This window comes from Deltaproteobacteria bacterium, from assembly GCA_009692615.1.
GTDB lineage: Bacteria > Desulfobacterota > Binatia > UBA9968 > UBA9968 > DP-20.
This window is the reverse complement of sequence record SHYW01000037.1, coordinates 26,358-43,055: the sequence shown is the minus strand read 5'-3', so window position 1 is coordinate 43,055 and position 16,698 is coordinate 26,358. Positions and strand designations below refer to the sequence as shown.

Genomic DNA, 16,698 nt, shown 5'->3' with positions numbered 1-16,698 from the left:
TTTCAAGGCCATACGATTATCGACGGCGACGGTCATGTGATCGAGGATACCAAAGCGATTATCAATTACATGCCGCAGTCTTATCGCGACAAATTCGATACCCATCCTTTTTTCAATCCGTTTCCGCCGCTGGACCATTTACATTCGGCCAACATGCATGATTTCCCGCCGGGCGCTTTCAATAAAGTCGGCCCCGAAGGCTGGGTGGCTTTTCTTGAAGACGTCGGCATCGAGAAAACCGTGCTCTACACGACTCTCGGCTTGGCCCTCGGTAAAATCGTCAGCCGCGACTGGGCCATCGACGTGGCACGCGGTTACAACGATTGGATTTACCATACCTACATGAAGTTCAACCCGCGCTTCCAAGCGATGGGGTTGTTGCCGCTGCAAGAACCGTCCGCGGCGGTGGACGAACTGCGCCGGATCGTCAAAGAGCTCGGCATGTGCGGCGCCATGCTGCCGTCGACGGGAATCCAAGCTCATCTCGGCGATCAACGCTACTGGCCGATTTACGAGGAAGCGAACAAACTGGGCTGCGCCATCGGCGTCCACGGCGGCGCTCATGAAAATCTCGGCCTCGACGATTTAACTCCCTACGCGCCGGTGCACGCGCTCGGCCATCCCTTCGGCCAAATGATTTCCTTCGCTGGCATCGTCTTCAACGGCGTCTTCGATCGCTTTCCCAATGTGAAATTCGGTTTCATGGAAGGCGGCGTGGCTTGGCTGTTGATGTGTTTGGAACGCTTCGATCGATCCTGGGAAACCCACATTCAACATGATCCGCGCAAACGGTTCTTGGAATTGAAACCCAAGGAAAAAATCAGCGCATACATCCAGCGTCAGGTCGACGCCGGCCGCATCTTCGTCGGCTGCGAAGGCGAAGAGCCGGATATCGCCCACGCGATTAAAAGAATCGGCAACAAGCCCTGGGTTTACTCCAGCGACTACCCGCACGAAGTCAATAACGAATTCTGCAAGCATGAAATTTTAGAAATGCTTGAGAACAAAGAGATCACCGACGCCGACAAAGCCGCCGTGCTGCACGGCAACGCGCGCCGGTTTTATAATTTAGGGGCGCCAGGTTTATGACCACGCCGACCGGCATAGGCCTGATCATTCCGTCGGCCAACCGTTTGACCGAGCCGCAGTTCAATACCTATCTTCCCGCCGGCGTTGGCGCGTTTGTCACGCGACTGCGCATGGCGGGAAAATTTCGCAAGCCGCTGGCAGAGTTGAAGCCGGAACTAATCCAGGCGGCCGAAGCGTTGTCCGACATTAAGCCCAACGTCATCGTGTTTCACTGCACGGCGAACTCGATGGAGAGCGGTCTGGCGCACGAGAAAGCGATCGTCGACATCATCGAGCAAGCGAGCGGCTGCCCGACCATCACCACCGCGCAAGCGCTGACCCAAGCCTTCGACCGCGTCGGTATCAAAAAGATGGTGCTGATCAGCCCTTACGTCCAGGCGACCAACCAGCTTGAAGTAAATTATCTGAGCGAAACCGGCTATACCGTGCTGCACGAGAAAGGCCTGGCGCTCGACTCCCAAGCCTATTCGACGATCACGCCGGAGGAATGGAAAAAAATCGTCAAAGAAAACCTGCGCGCCGATGCCGACGGCTATTTCTTAAGCTGCACCAACACGCGCATGATTGAAGCAGTTGCGGATTTAGAGAACGACCTCGGCAAGCCAGTGGTGAACAGCAATCAAGCAACCATCTGGGCGTGCTTGAAAAAACTCGGCATCAAACACAGCGACCCGCGCCTCGGCCGGCTATTCAATTAGCGCATTCCCCTAAAGGAGGGCGGACATTCCTGTCCGCCAGGCGGGTTGGAAAACCCGCCCGCCGTTGATGTCGGAATTAGATAATCCGCGCACCGCCGTTAGATTTCATCGCCGCAAGCAATTTCTCTTTCAACCCAGTATTGCGATTTTCCACGCGCAAATTGCGGATCGCCATCGACAGCGCCTTGCGGCTGCCGACCAACACCACCAACTTTTTGCCGCGCGTCACCGCGGTGTAGAGAATGCTGCGATGCAGCATCATGTAGTGCGTGGTGTGCAGCGGCATCACCACCACCGGATATTCGCTGCCCTGGCTCTTGTGCACTGAAGTCGCGTAGGCCAGCGCGATCTCGTCGAGTTGATCCGATTCGTATTCGACGATCTTTTCGAGAAACTCGACCTTGACGCTGGCGACATCGCGATCGATCGAGAGTATCCGGCCGAGATCGCCATTGAACACGCCTTTGTCGTAGTTGTTGCGCAGCTGCATCACCTTGTCGCCGCTGCGCAGCGCCCAGCCGCCCCGTTCCAAGGCCGTGCCGCCGGGATTGAGCAGCGCTTGCAGCTCGCGGTTGAGATTGATCGTGCCGAGCATGCCGCGATGCATCGGCGTCAGCACTTGAATCGATTGCGCCACTTCATTGGCATCGAGTCGAAAAGCCTGGGGAATATTTTGCCGGACCAATTCCTTGACCGTGGCGAGAATCTCCTCTTCGGACTCCTGGGCGATGAAAACGAAATCGCTGGCATCGCCGTCTTCGGCCAATTCCAACTGTTGGCCCTCAAGAATCCGGTGCGCATTGACGACGATCAAACTCTCGCGCCCTTGGCGGAAGATCCGCCGCAGGACGACTTTCGGCACCACGCCGGAATCGATCAAATCGCGCAGCACGCTGCCCGGCCCCACCGACGGCAACTGATCGACGTCGCCGACTAATATCAAATGGCTGTGCGGATCGACGGCGCGCAGCAAATGATCCATCAACGCCAAATCGACCATCGAGGTCTCGTCGACGATGACGAAGTCGGCCGACAAGGGATTGTCTTCGCCGCGCTTGAATCCGCCTTCGCGCGGGTTGTATTCGAGCAGGCGATGAATCGTCATCGCCTCGTCGCCGGCGCTTTCGCTCATGCGCTTGGCGGCGCGTCCGGTGGGCGCCGCTAAAACGAACGTAACCTTGGCCCGCCGCAAGATTGTCAGCAGCGCGGTGAGTAATGTCGTCTTGCCGGTACCCGGCCCACCGGTGATGACCAAAACTTTATCGCGTAGCGCTTGCTCGGTGGCGCGAGTTTGGTCTTCGTCCAAGGTCAAGGACGCCGGACCGAACAGCTCCGGACTGATTAAGTCAATCGCACCTCGCGCACCGCGGGCGGCGCGCTCCGAACGTTCAAAAAGTCCGTTACCGAGTTCGCCCTGCAAGTATGACGAGGTCGTCAGTAAATTGTAAAATGCCGCGGCGACGCGCCGCTCGGCGTGATAGAGCTCGGTCAGATAAACTTGCGTGTGGGCGCCGTCGGCGCCTTCTTCCAAAACCAAGTCACCCTTGGCCGCCAACTTAGCCACCGCCGCATCCACCGGATCTTCATCAATGGTTAACAGCGCCGCGGCGTCGCGTTTAAGAGACACGAAGTGGGCGTAGCAATGGCCGCGGTCGGCCATCTCGCGCAGCACATGGAGCACGCCGGCCTGCACCCGCATCGGCAAGTCGCCGTGGATACCGATGTGATTGGCGAGCCGATCGGCGATGATAAAACCGATGCCGTGCACTTGTTGCGCCAGCGCGTAGGGATTTTCCCGCACCTGATGTACCGTGTCGGCGCCGTACACGCGGTAAATGCGTAACGCCAACGACGCGCCGACGCCGTGGCCCTGGAGAAACACCATCACGTCCTGCATGCCGCGCTGTTCCTGCCAGGCTTGCATGATGCGGCGCGCGCGCACTTCGCCGATGCCGTCGACATCGAGAATCCTGAGCGGCGAGTCGGACAATACTTTCAAAGTATCGACGCCGAAGGCCGCGACCAAACGCTTGGCGTAGGTCGGGCCGATACCTTTGATCAGACCGGAGCCTAAGTATTTTTCGATGCCTTCGATGGTGCTGGGATCGATTTTTTCCCAATGATCGACTTGGAACTGCAAACCGTAGCGCGGATGGCGCTTCCAGGCACCGCTGACTTTGATCTCTTCACCTTCGGCGACGGGAAAGATCGTGCCGACCAAAGTGGTGCTCGGCCCGCCGTCTTCATCGAGTCTGGCAACAGTGTAGTGGGTTTCGGGATGCTGGTAGGTGATCCGGCTGATCGTTCCTTGAAGCGACGATATTTCTGCGGGTTTCTCGGCCAATGACAATTCCCTCGGGCGCATCCTACTTGAAAGCCCCAAGCGGGTAAACGCCGCCCCTTGCCTTTTGCCGGCGGGAGGTTAGAATTTTTCTATTCATACATATCCAATCACGCTAACGCAGCCTTGGCCCCGCGTCAGCACATCGGTGAATCAAGACAAGCATCGTCGCCCCAATTCGGTTGGTCGCACAATGCGACACAGGAGATTCCGTCCATGACCTTGGATAGTTTTTGGTTCGAGTCGCTTCTGATTCTCGTTTTAATTCTTGCCAACGGCTTTTTCGCCGCCTCGGAGATCGCCATGATCGCCATGCGCAAGAGCCGTATCGATGCCCTGGTGGAAAAAGGCGTGCGCTCGGCCGCCGCCGTGGCGCGGTTGAAAAACGATCCCGATCGCTTTCTCGCCACCGTACAGATCGGCGTGACGATCGTCAGCTCCTTCGCCTCCGCCCTGGGCGGCGCCACGGCCATCGGCTTTTTGAAACCGCAAATCGCCGAGCTGCCGATTCCGCTGGTCGCTCGCTGGGCTGAAGCGATCGCTTTGTTGATCGTCGTCCTGCCGATTTCCTATTTATCTTTGGTCCTCGGCGAACTAGTACCCAAATCGCTGGCGCTGAGATTTTCCGAGCAGATCGCCTGCGGCGTCGCCCGGCCCATCGAATTGCTAGCGCGCTTAAGCTCATTTTTCGTCAAAATCCTCATGGCGTCGAGTAACTTCGTGCTGCGCATCTTCGGCGGCAGCGACAGCGGCCACGCCAGCTTCATCTCAGTGGATGAAGTTAAATCGTTGATCCGCGAGGGCGCCGCCCAGGGGATTTTCAACGAGACCGAAAGGCAGTTGATTCATAGCGTCTTTGAATTCAGCGACACGCCGGTCAAAGCGGTTATGAAACCCCGCACGGAAATCCATGCCATCGAAGTGCACGCCTCGTTGGCCGAGGTAGCGAAAAATATCGTCGACTGCGGCTTCTCGCGCATTCCGGTTTACGAAGGCGAATTGGACAAGATCATTGGTATTCTCTACAACAAGGACGTTTTCAAAGCGCTCCAAGAGCGCAGCGACTTCCACATCCGCGATCACTTGCATCAAGCGTTCTTCGTGCCCAGCACCTTACCGACTAGCGAATTGTTAAAGCAGCTCCAGCGCCGCCACTTAGCGATGGCTTTGGTGGTCAACGAATTTGGCGAAGTCGAAGGCGTGGTCACCTTGGAAGACTTGGTCGAGGAAATCGTCGGCGAAATCCGCGATGAGTACGACCGCGAAGAACGCGGCCCTGTCGAACGGCTGCCGGACGGCTCCATGGTCATTCAAGGCTCGGCCATGCTCAAAGATCTGCGCGCCGATTTCGACTTGCCCTTCGAAGAATCGCCGGACTATCACACGTTGGCCGGCTTCATGCTCGAACGGCTGAAGCGGATCCCGCGCGGCGGCGAGTGGGTGGAAGAATTCGGCTACAAACTCACCATTGTCGACATGGAAGGCCGGCGCATCGTCAAGATCAAGGTCGAAAAAGCCGCTGTGGCGTAAATTCGCAACTCAACTCAATAACAACGAATCTCGATCTCGTTGCCATCGGGATCGAGAAAATAAACCGACGTCGCTTGCCCCTGCGCGCCCCAGCGCGACACCGGCCCTTCACCCACGGAAATTTCACCCCGTCGCAAGTCATCGAGCACAGCGACGAAGTTCTCTTTATCCACGACTAAACAGAAGTGATTGAGATTACCGTCGACTTTATCCGTGGCTATTTTGTCCGTACCCGGTTTGCGCGGAAACAAATCGATAATCGTCGTCTGGTTAATCCGCACCGAAGGAAACCCAACCTTGCCGGCGCGAAATTCATCGACACGCTCACCCTTCAACCCCAACACCTCGGTGTAGAATTTTAACGAGCGATCAATATCGCCGACGTTGAGCACGATATGATCCAGTCCGACGATTTTAATCTTGCCCATGGCTGAACTCCTTGGCAATCGGGCGCCGCACTCTAAGAGCCGAGGGACGCCAGCTCATCTAACAACGCTTTTACTTCCTTCGGCGTGCCCACCGTGATGCGCAGGCAATCTTGCAAGCCGGCCGTGTCGAAGTAACGCACAAGAATTTTTCGCTGCTTGAGTTCTTCGTAAACCGGTTTGAGATTTTGCCCCGGCTTGCGCGCTAAAACGAAATTGGCGTGGGACGGATAGACTTGGTAGCCCAAACGCGTCAACCCAACACTGAGTTGCTTGCGGCTGCGCTGAATGCGCCCGGCGTTGCGTTGCATCCACGCCATGTCGTCGAGCGCCGCCGTCGCCGCGATCAAACTCAAACGATTCAAATTGTACGAATCCTTCACTTTCATCATACCGGCGATGATCTCTTCGCTGGCGAAGCCCAGACCGATGCGCATGCCGGCCAGCGAAAAAGACTTGGAGAAAGTTCGCAGCACTACTAAATTAGGAATTTGCCGGACCAGCGGAATCGCCGACGCGCCTTCAGTTGCCGCGAAATCGACGTAGGCTTCATCGACGACGAGAATGCCCGCCACCGTGCCGGCGAGCTTGGCGATTTCCGCCAACGATACCAGCGTTCCCGACGGCGCGTTGGGATTGCAGAGAAAAGTCAGCGCGGCGTTTTGCCCGGCCAACTCTTGCGGCACGGTGAAATCGTCGGGAAAATTAATTCGCGCGGCGACGCCGTCGGCGATCTCCACTAGCGTATCGTAAAGTGAATAGGTCGGCACAGGAAACGCGACCCGGCCGCCGGGCGCGACAAAACAGCGCAACAGCAACGACAAAATCTCATCCGAGCCGTTGCCGGCGATGATATTCTCCGGCTTGACCCCATAGACATCCGCCGCCCGCGAGCGCAAGCTGTCGCTCCAAGGCTCGGGATAAAGTCGTAGCGACGGTGCGATCGCTTGGCGCAATGCCGCATGAACTTTCGGCGACGGTGGATAAGGATTCTCGTTGGTGTTGAGCTTGATGACGGCTGGATCGCGCGGCTGTTCGCCGGGCAAGTAGCCGGTCATGGCGTCAATATTCGAGCGAAAGTATTTTGACATCGCGCCGGATTCTAGCGGCAGCCAAGGAGCTTTTCAATTAGCCGATGGTTCTCCGGGTGGATATCCGCTCACAGGAAACGAGATGACTTTAGTCAACATAGAGACATTTTTGTCCAAGATTATTCGGTATTGTCCAAAAATCCCCGCTTTGGCGAATTCTGCCGCGTAAACTCGTATTCGCCGGTTGGTAATTAGCTGATTTTGCTTCACTCTGTTTTTTAGTAATGGCACGCAAATCGCTATAGCCAGGGGCTTGGCGGGTTTCGTCTGCTGCTCATCGGGTGGGCCGCCGAGACCCCAAGATCACAAGTTCTGACTTATGAATGGAAGTAGCATAACACCGAACGATCCGGCGATTCTCCTGCTCAACGAGATCGATATCCTGTTGGCACAGACGCGCCTGATGGAACTCTATCTCAAGCAAGCCCAAGCCACTAGCGCCAACGAAGCGGCGCGCGTGCAACAGCAGCATCGCATTGAGGTGAGCCAGCTGCGCGCGGCCTTGGCGGAGCAAGAGCAAGCCGGCCGCACTCAAGCGGAAAACCTGGCGCAACAGCAAGCGTTTGCCGAGCGCATCCATCAATTAGAAATTCTCCTCGACGACAAAGAAACACTGCTCAATATCCGCGAAGGCGATCTAGCAGCCACCCGCGCCGGGGTCATCACACTCGAGCAGCGAGTTGGCGAATTGGAAACGGCGTACCAGCAGGCCCAAGCCGCAACCCATGCGGCGACGCTGTTCGCCAACAATCTGCAAAGCGATTTGTCCGCGTTGCGCTGGCAGTCCGAGCAGGACCAACAGAACTCCCGCCAACAACAGCTCGACGCCCAACAACTTGAGCGCGAATTGCGCGCCCAGCTGGCACAGTTGCAAGCACAACTAGCGGACAAACAAGCTTGGCAACAAAACGCCGACGGCGAGATCGACAAATACCGCGAAGAAATCGCCGCGCTGCGAAATGACATTGCCGCGCTGCAAGCGAGCCGACGACAAGCCGAGGCCGACGCCGCCAGCGAATTAGAGCGCAACCGATCTGAACTCAATGGCGAAATCGCCCAACTCCAAAGCGCCCTAGCAGCGCGGCGGCAAGAATACGAACAAGAGCGCGCGGCGCGCACCGCCGTCGAGGAAAATCTTCAAGCCGAGATCATCCAATTACGCCAAGAGATCGAGCACAAACGTCAACAGATCGAGTCGCGCGATGGCGCCTGGCATGAAGCTGAGAGAGAGATTGCCGGCCTGCGCCAGCGCGTCGGCGAGCTGGAAGCGGCGCAACAGCAAGCCGCGCACGACAATCATCGACTAGAACAAGGCCGCGATCGATTGAACGCCGAGATCGCGCGACTGCAAAGCGCGCTCGATTTACGACAGCAGGAGCACCAACAAGAACAAGCCGCGCGAGCGTCCGGCGAGGAAGACCTCCGATCCGAAATTAGTCGGTTACATCAAGAGATTGACCAGAAACGTCAACAGACCGAGTCCCGCGATGGCGCTATGCATGAAGCGCAGAACGAGAACGCCGGCCTGCGCGAGCGCGTCAGCGAACTGGCAGCAGGGCAGCAACAAGCGGGCAATGACAAAGCCGCGTTGGAAAACCTGCGCGTCGCGCTCGAAAACGAACTGGAGCAACTGCACCACCATATTGCGGTCAAAGAACGGGATCTCACCCAACGTTACGAAGCGGTCACCGGCGTCGAGCTCGCGCTGCATGGCAGGATTCAAGCGTTGCAACAGGAACTGGCCCACGGCCAGCAAGATCTCGCCCGCCGCGACCAGGAGCTGGCAAACGCTCACGCGGAAATCACCGCCCTGAGCGAGCGCCAAAACAGCGCCGAACTAGCCCGCCAAGAAGCCGAGGAAAATTGGCAACGCTCGGGCGCCATTCAGAGTGAACTGCAAATACGTTTACAAGCGAAAACCGCCGAGCTCGAGGCGATTCGCAAGGGTAGCGACGAAACCACCGATCAACTCGGCGCCAAGCTCAACGAGCTGCAATTACAGCTCGCCGAGAAACAGTTATTGACCGAGAGCCGCAGCAACGAGATCGCCGATCTCAAAGTGCAACACCACCGTTTGGCGACGCAATTGACCGACTTGGAGTCGGCGCAAAACCAATCGACTCATCTTCTGCAAGAAACCGAGCAAAGCCGTCTCGCGCATCACAATGAAATCGCCGCCCTCGACGACGCGCATCAGACCGAACGACGCCGGCTGGAAAATGAACTGAGCCAAGAACGGGAAGCGGCCAATCGCGCCCGCGAACAGTACCGGGAATTCGTCCAGCGCGCCGCCGAGCTGGAAAGCATGCTCGCAAGCCGCAGCGGAGAAATCGCCAACGCCAACGCCGAGCGCGGCGCGCTGGAGACTCGCCTACACGATTTGGCCGCGCAGCGGGAGCTTCAGCAAGCCGACGAACCAGCGCGCGCCGTTCTGACCGGCGAACTCGACGCCTTGCGTCTGGAACTGCAACAAAAAAGCTGGGCAATGGCGCAACAACAAGCCAGTGCCGAGGAATTGGCGGCGGCCTACCGGGCACAAAAGAGTGAGCTCGAAGGCAAATTGCACGAGCTGCGCGGCGGCGCCGGACTGGGCGATGAAAATTTAAGGAAACAACAAGAACTCTCGCGGGCGTTGCAGCAGCGCGTCGAAGAGTTGGAAGTCGCGCTGCAACATGCCGAGTTGACCGCGCTCAGCCGGGCCGAGCAGATGCGCCAAGAATCCCTTGCCCAGATCGACGCCCTCAACCTAGCGCTCAAGCAAACCAACGACCAGTTCGAGGAGCAAGCCGAAGCTCGAGCGAACTTAGAACAGTCGCTACGCCGCGAAGTCGATCGCTTGGTGCGCGAAGTCGAAGAACGCAACCGCATTTTGCAGGACCGCAACGACGAGCTGGTGCGGGTCAAGGCCGATCTCGACGCCCATCAAACCGATCTCGGTGCGCACCAGGAACAGCTCAACCTAACGGCCGCCGCCAACGCGTTAGCGGAAAGCGCCGCGAATAGTGAAATAGAAAGCATGCGCAGCGAGTTTCAAGCCCAACTGGCGTTGCTCCAAGCTGAGCTCAGTCAAAAGGATTGGGCGCTGGACGAACGCCGCGCCTTGGTCGAGGGCGCGGAACAAGAGTATCGCCAAGAAGTTGAAACCCTGCGCCAGCAGTTGAGCGAACAAGCAGCGGCGCGCGAACCGAATCGCCTTGAAGGCACCAACACCGCCGCCAGCGATACTGTAAATTTTGCCGCGCAGGCCCATGAACGGCGCTGGCAAAGCGGATTCGCGGCCAAGCGGCGTTGGAAAGTTTGAAACGAAAGATGCGTAGAAAGGTAGCCACATGATTCAGATCGAACGGGTGCCGACCGGAATCGTCGGACTCGATCCGCTGATCGAGGGCGGATTTCCCAAGGGTCGGTCGATTCTCGTCACCGGCGAGCCGGGCACGGGCAAGTCTATTTTTGCCTTGCAGTTTCTCTACGAGGGTCTCAAGCGCGGCGAAAATAGCGTTTGGATCACCGCCGACGAGACGCCGATGGATATCATCGCCCAAGCCGCGTCGCTGGGCTGGGATTTTGAGCCGTTGATTCAAAACCGGCAATTGGCGATTTTAAACGCCGGCAGTTATCTGAACACGCTGCCCAGCGCCGGCAGCGAACAACGCATCGACATTCAAAAAGCGGTCAACGATCTCGCTGTTTTCGTCACACAGATCGGCGCCCAACGGTTGGTCTTCGATCCAGTGGGGCCATTCATCTTGTTGCGCGACAACGCCACGCGCATTCAAGATCAAATGCGCCAATTGATCCAACTGCTGCGCACGACCATGCCGACCACCAACCTATTAACTTCCTACGCCGTGCCGCGCAGCGGTGAGCGCTCCATGCACGGCGTCGAGGAATATTTAGTAGCCGGCGCCATCGTGCTGGAAATGATTTGGAAAGGCGGCGCCCTCGGACGCAGCCTGATCGTCGAAAAAATGCGCTACACCGACGTCAAACCGCGGCAATTGGAATTCGACATCGTCAAAGGGACCGGCCTCGTCATCGCCGGCGCCGAATAATTTCAGGACCGACCATTCAATGAACGACCAACGCATTTCCACAGGCATCGCAACCCTCGACTCATTGCTGCACGGCGGCTTGGTCAAAGGGCGCTCCTATCTTTTTACCGGCGACACTGGCACGGGCAAAACCATCGCCTGCTTGCAGTTGCTGCAAAGCGCCCTCGACCAAGGCGAGAAAGCGGTGTACGTCACCGTCGACGAACGCCCCTCCGAGATCACCGATTCGGCATTGTCATTTTCGTGGATCCTCCAACAACATATCCAGGATAAGAATTTGGCGATCTTGGACGCGTCGCCCTATTTTAGCGGCCGCTCCGGCAACTCCAGTGAAAAAGGCATCGACCCGCAAAAAATCGTCGCCGATCTCGGCAACTATATAAAACGGCTCGGGGCGACGCTGTTGATCATCGATCCGGTGACGCCGTTCATATTACCGCCCGACGCCGACAGCCCGGGGCAGGATCAAGCCCGGGCGCTGATTAATTTAATTCAGACCCAGCTCACGACGACGAATATATTGACTGCGCATTTTTCCAGCCGCGCCAACCAAGACCAAACTTTCGGCATCGAAGAGTTTTTGGCTTCCGGCGTGTTCGCCCTCAAAATAAATCGCGCCGGCGCGAGCTTTGAACGAACCCTGACGATCCGCAAGATGCGCGGCACGCCGGTGTTGCCGGCGGAGTATGGTTTTGACATTCGTACCAACGGCGGCATCGTGCTTCACACTCAGGCCGCCGAGGGCGCGGTCAACCGTGCCTTGGCGACAGCGTCGATGTTCGAATGTTTCGAACTGCCCAGTCAATGAGCTAACGGCTGGCAATCGCGGGTTTTAAAGAAACATTTTTTACCCCTGATAGGCCCCCTGCGGCGCTTTTCTTGACAGCTCCCGATACCATGCTTAACTTCCCTGCACGGACGGGGGAAGCCGATGCGATTAGATAAACTGACAACCAAATCACAAGAAGCCATGCAGCAAGCCCAGGGGCTCGCTGACAAGCGCAATCATCAAGCGATCGACGTCGAACATCTATTGTTCGCACTGTTGGGACAAAAAGACGGCGTGGTTCTCGCGCTGTTGCAAAAACTCGGCGTGCCGCTCAATGGGTTAACCGAAAAATTGCAAAAAGCCCTCGATCGTCTGCCCCAGGTAACTGGCGCCACCGGTCAAAGCTACATCACTCCAAGACTCAAGAAAGTCATCGAGAGCGCCGAGACCGAAGCCGAAACGCTCAAAGACGAATATGTTTCCACCGAGCATTTGCTCCTCGCCATGGTGCAAGAGACCGGTGAGACCGGCAAGCTGCTCAAAGAGCTGGGCGCCAGCAAAGATAAAATTCTCGCCGCTCTGGTCGGTATCCGCGGCTCGCAGCGGATTACCGATCCCAATCCCGAAGAAAAATATCAGGCGTTGGAAAAATACGCGCGCAATCTCACCGATCTAGCGCGCGCCGGTAAGCTCGATCCGGTAATCGGCCGCGACGATGAAATTCGCCGGGTGATTCAAGTGCTATCGCGCCGGACCAAGAATAATCCGGTGCTGATCGGCGAGCCGGGCGTCGGCAAAACCGCCATCGTCGAAGGGCTGGCGCTGCGCATCGTCAACGGCGACGTGCCCGAAGGCTTGAAGGAAAAGCGCCTATTGTCCCTCGATTTGGCCGCCATGGTCGCTGGCGCGAAATTCCGCGGCGAGTTCGAAGACCGCTTGAAAGCGGTGTTGAAAGAAGTCACTGAAGCGAGCGGCCGGATTATTTTGTTCATTGACGAGCTGCACACATTGGTCGGTGCCGGCGCGGCAGAAGGCGCCATGGACGCATCGAACATGTTGAAGCCGGCGCTCGCCCGCGGCGAGCTACGCTGCGTCGGCGCCACGACGCTGGACGAATACCGCAAGCGGGTGGAAAAAGATCCGGCCTTGGAGCGCCGCTTTCAACCGGTCTTGGTCGGCGAACCCTCGGTGGAAGATGCCATCGCGATTCTCCGCGGCTTGAAAGAACGCTACGAAGTGCACCATGGCGTGCGCATTACCGATCCGGCGATCATCGCCGCGGCGACGCTCTCGGAACGCTACATCAGCGACCGCTTTCTGCCCGACAAAGCCATCGACTTGATCGACGAAGCGGCGTCGCGCCTGAGAATGGAAATCGACAGCATGCCCATCGAGATCGACGAAGTCGAGCGCAAGATCATGCAATTGGAAATCGAACGCCAAGCGCTCAAACGCGAAGAAGATCAAGCCTCCAAGGAACGGCTCGGCCAGCTTGAAGGCGAGATCCGCAACCTCAAAGAAACTTCCAGCGGTCTCAAAGCCCACTGGCAGAATGAAAAGCAATCGATTCAACGCATTCGCGCCTTAAAAGAAAAAATCGAAGCGACCAAAGTCGACGAGCAAAAAGCTCAGCGCGCCGGCGACTTGAACCGCGCCGCCGAGCTACGCTACGGCACCTTGAGCCAACTGCAAAAGGATTTAACCGCGGCGAACCAGCAGTTGAACGAGCTGCAAAAAGATCAAAAGATGCTCAAAGAGGAAGTCGACGCCGAAGATATCGCCGAGGTGGTCGCCAAATGGACCGGCATTCCGGTTTCGAAGATGCTCGAAGGCGAAGTGCAAAAGCTGCTCAAGATGGAAGATCGGTTGCAACTGCGGGTGGTCGGCCAGGAAAGCGCGATTCATGCCGTGGCCAACGCCGTGCGCCGCGCCCGCGCCGGTTTGCAGGATCAGAACCGCCCCATCGGTTCGTTTATTTTCCTGGGCCCTACCGGTGTGGGAAAGACTGAACTGTGCCGGGCGCTGGCGGAATTCCTGTTCGACAACGAGCAGGCGATGGTGCGCCTCGACATGTCGGAGTATATGGAAAAGCATTCCGTGTCGCGCTTGATCGGCGCCCCTCCCGGCTATGTCGGTTACGACGAAGGCGGGCAGTTGACCGAAGCCGTGCGCCGCCGCCCCTATTCGGTCGTCCTATTCGACGAAATCGAAAAGGCTCATCCCGATGTCTTCAACGCGCTGTTGCAAGTGCTCGAAGACGGCCGCATGACCGACAGCCAAGGCCGCACCGTCGATTTTAAAAACACCGTCATCATCATGACCTCGAACCTCGGCAGTCAGTATATTCTCGAACTCGGCGCTAAAGACCGTAAGCAAATGGAGCAGCGCGTCAACGCGGCTTTGCGCGAGGCGTTCAAGCCGGAATTTTTGAATCGCGTCGATGAAACGATTATTTTTAATAATCTTGGCCGCGATGAGATTAAATCCATCGTCGACATCCAACTCAAGCGCTTGCGCCATAACTTGGCGGCGCGGAAAATGGCTTTGGATATCAGCGAAAGCGCCAAAGCGCTGCTCGCCGAAGCCGGCTATGATCCGGTCTACGGCGCGCGGCCGCTCAAGCGCACCATCCAGCGATTGATTCAGGACCCGCTGGCGGTTAAGATTCTCGCTGGCGAATTCAAAGAAGGCGATCGGGTGAAAGTCGACGTGCTCAACGACGAGCTGGACTTCAGCCATGGCACAGCGCCGCTGGCGGACGAAGCTTACGAAGCAAGAACGATTCATTGAACCCGGTAGCGAAAAAAATTTCCATCGGCTTGGCAAAGGTGCGCAAAGAGCTGCCGCCGCCGGGAAAAATCATCAAGAGCAAGAAAGACGTCCTGCGTAAACGCGCCAAAGCCGAACTGCGCCGCACGCTCAAAGAGCATCTGAGCAACGGCAATTCATAAAGCTCTACGGCAAAGAGTCGATCCAACGAGGGGGCGACCGGCACCGGCCGCCCCCTCGTCATTTTTTGCTGCTCTTGGTTGCCGCGAGCTTAGCGAATGAAGCTGGCCGATGGGATAGGGAATCTGATTTCACCACAGAGGACACAGAGATCACAGAGAAAAGATTTTTCCCGAAACCTCTGTGTGCTCTGTGTCCTCCGTGGTGAAATTTCTTCGCTGTCCTGAAGACAAGATCCCTCACATCCGTTCGGGATGACAGACATGACAGGAACCAGACGTGGACGGCGCTTCAGTGATTTTTTAATTCATGGCAGATTCAAACATCAGCGACGAGCAACGGCGCCATTCCCGGCTGGTGCTTTATCAAGTCTCGCTCGGGCTGGTCGTGGTGGCGATCAACCATCGCGCCATTCAAGTCGCGTTGCCTACCCTCACCCATGTTTTTCATAGCGACCTGTCGTTCATCCAGTGGGTCTTGCTGGTCTACGACCTGTGCATCATCGGTTTGGTTTTAACCCTCGGACGGCTCGGCGATCTATTCGGCCGCAAATGGATCTATATTTTCGGTTTTTTAATATTCATCGCCGGCTCGGCGCTTTGCGGTCTGGCGCAATCGTCGACCCAGCTGATTTTATTTCGCGTGCTCCAAGGCATTGGCGGCGCCATGATCATGGCCAACGGCCGCGCTCTAGTCACCGTCAACTCGCCACCGTCCGAGCGCGGCAAAGCGCTGGGATTCACCTCCATGGCGTTCCATGTCGGCTACATCACCGGACCGACACTCGGCGGCTTCATCATCGATGCGGTGGGCTGGCGCTGGGTGTTTTTTCTCACCGTGCCGATCGGCTTGGCTTGTGCCTATTTCGGCTGGAAGGTTTTAAAAGAGCGCCCCGCCAGCGAAGAAAAAGTCCAAATCGATTTCGCCGGCGCCGCTTTTCTATTGCTAACCAACATCTGTTTCATCTATGCGCTCAACCGGTTGCCCCATCGCGGCGCCCGCGATGCTCTAGTGGTCGCCTTTTTTAGCGTCGCAGCCGTGACCTTGTTGCTGTTCATTCGCACCGAGCAAAAAGCGCCAACGCCGATCCTGAGTTTGTCGCTGTTTCGCAACCGGCTTTTCACTGCCGCCAATCTAAGTCTGTTCTTTCTGACCTTGACGCAATCCGCGGTCAGCGTCCTGATTCCCTTCTATTTGCAAAACCTGATTGGCTTCACGCCGACCCAAATGGGCTGGATCTTGATCGGCGGCTCGGTGGTGATTATCGTCTTAGCTCCAGTCGCCGGCCGCTTGTCCGACCGTTTTGGCTCGCGCATTCTCTGCTCGGTCGGCGCTTCGATCATGATCGTCGGCCAGTATTTCATCGGCTCGCTGACTTTGCAGTCGACGATATTCCAAATGGTCATGCCGCAAATCTTGATCGGCCTGGGCTGGGCGCTATTCAACTCGCCTAACCAAAGCGCGATCATGAGCACCGTGCCACGCGATAAAGTCGGTGCGGCTTCGGGCATGACGCTCACCACGGCAAGAATCGGCGGCGCCATGGGCATCGCCATTTCCGGCGCGCTGATGACTTTCGCATTAGGCGCCAACGGCCTCACCCCTGAGCAGATCGAATCCCCCGCCAGCTGGGCCGCGGCGCCGGAAATATTTTTAAAATCCTTCAGCTTCACCGCCCATTGGATCACCGCCTTGGCGATCTTCGCGGTAATTTTCGCCGCCATGCGCGGACGGCGCGAAGACTAGCCAACCGT

The 16,698-nt window shown here is 57.3% G+C and carries 11 protein-coding genes; 8 read left to right on the top strand and 3 right to left on the bottom strand.

Annotated elements, in window-relative coordinates:
- The coding region (locus EXR70_11135) for an amidohydrolase (protein MSP39033.1) at window positions 1-1,089 on the top strand (1,089 nt) is incomplete at its 5' end.
- Window positions 1,086-1,787, top strand: coding sequence for a hypothetical protein (locus EXR70_11130; protein MSP39032.1), 702 nt, complete (start codon window positions 1,086-1,088; stop codon window positions 1,785-1,787). The genes EXR70_11135 and EXR70_11130, both read left to right, overlap by 4 nt.
- A gap of 76 nt (window positions 1,788-1,863) precedes the next feature.
- Here EXR70_11130 and EXR70_11125 read toward each other — a convergent pair whose 3' ends face one another.
- Entirely contained in the window at window positions 1,864-4,152 is a 2,289-nt protein-coding gene (locus EXR70_11125; GenBank protein MSP39031.1) for an ATP-dependent RecD-like DNA helicase, read from the bottom strand.
- A 192-nt stretch (window positions 4,153-4,344) separates the two neighbouring features.
- Between EXR70_11125 and EXR70_11120 the strand changes: the two genes are divergently transcribed.
- Window positions 4,345-5,658, top strand: coding sequence for an HlyC/CorC family transporter (locus EXR70_11120; GenBank protein MSP39030.1), 1,314 nt, complete (start codon window positions 4,345-4,347; stop codon window positions 5,656-5,658).
- A 14-nt stretch (window positions 5,659-5,672) separates the two neighbouring features.
- On the opposite strand, the gene EXR70_11115 is transcribed toward EXR70_11120, so the two are convergent.
- Both EXR70_11115 and hisC read right to left on the bottom strand, forming a co-directional pair.
- On the bottom strand, window positions 5,673-6,077 hold the full coding sequence (locus EXR70_11115) for a VOC family virulence protein (GenBank protein ID MSP39029.1): 405 nt from the start codon (window positions 6,075-6,077) through the stop codon (window positions 5,673-5,675).
- Window positions 6,078-6,118: 41 nt separating this feature from the next.
- Window positions 6,119-7,174 carry a histidinol-phosphate transaminase gene (hisC, locus tag EXR70_11110; protein ID MSP39028.1) on the bottom strand — a complete coding sequence of 352 codons (1,056 nt, stop codon included), beginning with the start codon at window positions 7,172-7,174 and terminating at the stop codon, window positions 6,119-6,121.
- A 319-nt stretch (window positions 7,175-7,493) separates the two neighbouring features.
- Here hisC and EXR70_11105 point away from each other — a divergent pair, with 319 nt between their 5' ends.
- The 5 genes from EXR70_11105 (at window position 7,494) to EXR70_11085 (ending at window position 16,690) form a co-directional block, all read left to right on the top strand.
- Window positions 7,494-10,475, top strand: a complete 2,982-nt coding sequence (locus EXR70_11105; protein ID MSP39027.1) for a hypothetical protein — start codon at window positions 7,494-7,496, stop codon at window positions 10,473-10,475.
- A 28-nt stretch (window positions 10,476-10,503) separates the two neighbouring features.
- Entirely contained in the window at window positions 10,504-11,226 is a 723-nt protein-coding gene (locus tag EXR70_11100; protein ID MSP39026.1) for a DUF2075 domain-containing protein, read from the top strand.
- Between the two features lie 19 nt (window positions 11,227-11,245).
- Window positions 11,246-12,034, top strand: coding sequence for a hypothetical protein (locus EXR70_11095; GenBank protein ID MSP39025.1), 789 nt, complete (start codon window positions 11,246-11,248; stop codon window positions 12,032-12,034).
- Between the two features lie 123 nt (window positions 12,035-12,157).
- Window positions 12,158-14,785 carry an ATP-dependent chaperone ClpB gene (gene clpB, locus EXR70_11090; protein ID MSP39024.1) on the top strand — a complete coding sequence of 876 codons (2,628 nt, stop codon included), beginning with the start codon at window positions 12,158-12,160 and terminating at the stop codon, window positions 14,783-14,785.
- Between the two features lie 468 nt (window positions 14,786-15,253).
- On the top strand, window positions 15,254-16,690 hold the full coding sequence (locus EXR70_11085; GenBank protein ID MSP39023.1) for a DHA2 family efflux MFS transporter permease subunit: 1,437 nt from the start codon (window positions 15,254-15,256) through the stop codon (window positions 16,688-16,690).
- The last annotated feature ends 8 nt before the right edge of the window (window positions 16,691-16,698 follow it).